The organism is Vulcanococcus sp. (assembly GCF_044369115.1).
Lineage (GTDB): Bacteria > Cyanobacteriota > Cyanobacteriia > PCC-6307 > Cyanobiaceae > Vulcanococcus.
This window is the reverse complement of sequence record NZ_JBIPMN010000242.1, coordinates 1-2,797: the sequence shown is the minus strand read 5'-3', so window position 1 is coordinate 2,797 and position 2,797 is coordinate 1. Positions and strand designations below refer to the sequence as shown.

Here is a 2,797-nt window from a genome sequence, read left to right as displayed (position 1 = left end):
CGGCAACTCAGGGTTGGACAGCTCGATTCGCATCAGGCGCTCTGGCCATAGGCTCAGCGCCCATCTTCCCTCCAGCATGACCAGTCCCACGATCGAAGCTGTGACAACGAGCGCTGCTCCGGCGCCCGTGGGTCCGTACAACCAGGCTGTGAAGGCCGGCGGGGTGCTCTATTGCAGCGGCCAGATCGCCCTCGATCCGGCCACGGGCGCGATGGTGGGCTGCGGCGATGTGGAGGCCGAAACCCGCCAGGTGCTGAGCAACCTCAAAGCGGTACTGAGCGAAGCGGGTTGCACCCCCCAACAGGTGGTTCGCACCACGGTGTTTCTGGCCGACCTCGGCGATTTCGCCAAGGTGAATGCCCTCTATGCCGAGGTGTTCGGAGCCGGTGTGTCGCCAGCGCGGGCCTGCGTGGAGGTGGCGGCACTGCCGAAGGACGCCCGAGTGGAGATCGATTGCATCGCCGTGCTCGCCTGATTCAGGCCGGCCGAATCACGCGAAAGGTGAGGTTGATCCGCTCCTGCCTGACCCGCGCCCGCGGCGGCAGCGCGTGCTGCCAATGGCGCTGGCTGGGCGGATCCATCACCAACAGGTCGCCATCCGCCAGGTTGATGGCGAAGGGTGCTTCGCCGCCGCGGCGCGGCCGGAAGCGCAGATCGCGAGCCGCGCCGAGGCTGAGGGAGACAATCGGAGTCTGATCGTCGAGCTCAGGCTCGTCATCGGCATGCCAACCCATGCGATCCGCCCCGTCGCGGTAGCGATTGAGCAGCAGGCTGTTGAAGCGCAGGCCGAGCTGATCCAGCAACAGCTGGCGCAGGGTCTCAAGCTCGGCCGTCCAGGGATGGATCGCTTGCTGCAGGCCGCTGTAGCGATAGGAGCAGCCGGGATCCGCCACCCAGCAGGTGAGGCGCGGCGTGCGGTGCTGCTTGCCGTACACCGTGACCAGGGGCTGCTCCCAGGCCAGGCCCTGGCCCAAGACCTGGCGCAACTGCGGGGTGTGGAGGCCTTGCTGCTGGAGCCAGGCCACACCATGGCGCAACTGCAGGCCGGTGCGCTCGATCCGGATCAAGGCGAGGGGAACGGGGTCCCCTGAGCCTGCTGCAGCGGCGGTGGAGCCTGGGGCAGCAGGCGTGTGGCCTGATCGATCAAGGGCGTGGGATCCAGCGCCACCATCCGATCGCCATCGCGGCGGCGCAGCTCCACGTGCAGATGCGGCCCGCTGGCGCGGCCGCTCTGACCCACCGCACCCAGAGGAGTGGCGGCGGGCAGAAAGTCGCCCGGCTGCACCGAGGCCGACAACAGGTGGGCGTAGAGGGTCTGCCAACCGCGGCCGTGATCGAGCACCACGGTGAGCCCATAGCCATCGAGATCTTCCACCAGCACCACATGGCCAGGGAGCATCGCCAGCACCGGAGTGCCTTCAGGGGCTACCAGGTCTTGCCCGGCGTGCATGCGCCAGGCCTGGCGACTTTCGGAGTAACGCCAGCCGTAGGGATCGACCTCTTCAGCCTGGATAGCGAGGGGATACACCAGGCGCAGAGGTTCGCCGGATCGCAGGGGCCAGGCGGCCTCTTGCGAGAGCTGGGCTGGCGTTGCGCTGGCCAGCACCACGTCCGCCACCGGTGTTTCGGCGGGAATGAGCGCCGGCCTCGGGGGCAACCCCTGATCAACAACGGGATCCAACTGTGGCTCGGCCTGCGCCGCCAAACCCATGGCGGTACACAAGGCGAGCAGACCAAGCAGCCACCGCCGAGCTCTCAAGCAACCCCCACATCCAGTCGCAGGCGTTTTACCGGGCCCTTCGCAAAAGGCCAGAGCGCCCTGCCACCCAGCAGGAGCGACCGGTAAGCTCCACACAAACGGGGCGTGGCGCAGCTTGGTAGCGCGGGTGCTTTGGGAGCACTAGGTCGCAGGTTCGAATCCTGTCGCCCCGATTGACTTTTCACCAACAAAGCCCGAGCAGCGGCCGATCGTGTCCCTGTCGACCTGGCTGTGTATCGCGCAGTTGATCCGGTCCCTGTTGGCGGAGACCGACGACATAAACGCCAGCTCAAACTCCCGCTCGGTCTTGCCAGTCAGGTTGAAGCGGGTGTTCTTGAGATCGTGTCCAGGGTTTTGACGTCGTCCCATACCTGACCTCGTCGGTGACCGTAGCGGGCATCCGAGCGGAAGGTCTGCAGAGTGGTTGGCCAGCACCGCAGCACCCAACGCCATCCTGCCAAGGTCGCCTCGATCGAGGAGGGGAAGCTGCGCCGTCGTCTCCGTGAGATCGCTGCCGAGCACATTCGCTGGGGCCGGCGTATGGCGCACCGCCTACTGCGGCGGGAAGGCTGGCTGGTGAACCACAAGCGGGTGCACCGGCTCTGGCGGGAGGAAGGACTCCAGCGCCCGACTCCTCGCAAGCAGAAGCGGGCCAGACCGGCTGACGGCTCAGTGCGGCGTCATCAGGCAGATCACCATCCCACGGCGGAGCAGGCCAACTGACGCCCAGATAGTCGGTCAATTTGGTAGCGATCTGCGCCTCATTCTGTCCAACTTCAACCGGCAGCTCCCTCTACAACTGAAATACACAAAGGCCTCGGCCTGTCGCCCCCCTTGAGATCACCCAAACAAACCAGAACCCATTACAGCTTTTAGCTGATAGCACAGGAGAGAGGGGTGCATCATGCATCCAAAGTTGCCACTTTTTCAACCTAGTTGGAAAGCCAAAACGATCGTCACGACTTCTTCACGAGCCTGAGCTTATGGTGTGTGAAGTTCTGAGGATTCAAATGTCGGGCAAGAAATCCAGATCCAGCA

The 2,797-nt window shown here is 65.0% G+C and carries 5 protein-coding genes and 1 tRNA gene; 3 read left to right on the top strand and 3 right to left on the bottom strand.

The genetic code is table 11. From position 1 onward, the window contains the following. Positions 1-76: 76 nt before the first annotated feature. The gene (locus ACIQ2E_RS13900) at positions 77-475 is read left to right on the top strand and encodes a Rid family detoxifying hydrolase (protein ID WP_398331775.1); all 399 of its coding nucleotides are present in this window, start codon (positions 77-79) and stop codon (positions 473-475) included. 1 nt (position 476) lies between these two features. Here ACIQ2E_RS13900 and ACIQ2E_RS13895 read toward each other — a convergent pair whose 3' ends face one another. Together ACIQ2E_RS13895 and ACIQ2E_RS13890 are read right to left on the bottom strand one after the other, a co-directional pair. Continuing rightward, a complete protein-coding gene (locus ACIQ2E_RS13895) occupies positions 477-1,067 on the bottom strand; it encodes an alpha-ketoglutarate-dependent dioxygenase AlkB family protein (protein WP_398331772.1) in 591 nt (196 codons plus the stop codon). After that, positions 1,064-1,681, bottom strand: coding sequence for a M23 family metallopeptidase (locus ACIQ2E_RS13890; RefSeq protein ID WP_398331769.1), 618 nt, complete (start codon positions 1,679-1,681; stop codon positions 1,064-1,066). Before ACIQ2E_RS13890 ends, ACIQ2E_RS13895 begins: the two co-directional genes overlap by 4 nt. Before the next feature lie 177 nt (positions 1,682-1,858). Here ACIQ2E_RS13890 and ACIQ2E_RS13885 point away from each other — a divergent pair. After that, positions 1,859-1,932, top strand: a tRNA-Pro gene (locus ACIQ2E_RS13885). On the opposite strand, the gene ACIQ2E_RS13880 is transcribed toward ACIQ2E_RS13885, so the two are convergent. Then, complete coding sequence (locus ACIQ2E_RS13880; protein ID WP_398331766.1) at positions 1,901-2,128, bottom strand: hypothetical protein; 228 nt, start codon at positions 2,126-2,128, stop codon at positions 1,901-1,903. The genes ACIQ2E_RS13885 and ACIQ2E_RS13880 overlap by 32 nt on opposite strands. Before the next feature lie 51 nt (positions 2,129-2,179). On the opposite strand from ACIQ2E_RS13880, the gene ACIQ2E_RS13875 reads away from it, so the two are divergent. Continuing rightward, entirely contained in the window at positions 2,180-2,482 is a 303-nt protein-coding gene (locus tag ACIQ2E_RS13875; protein ID WP_398331763.1) for an IS3 family transposase, read from the top strand. The last annotated feature ends 315 nt before the right edge of the window (positions 2,483-2,797 follow it).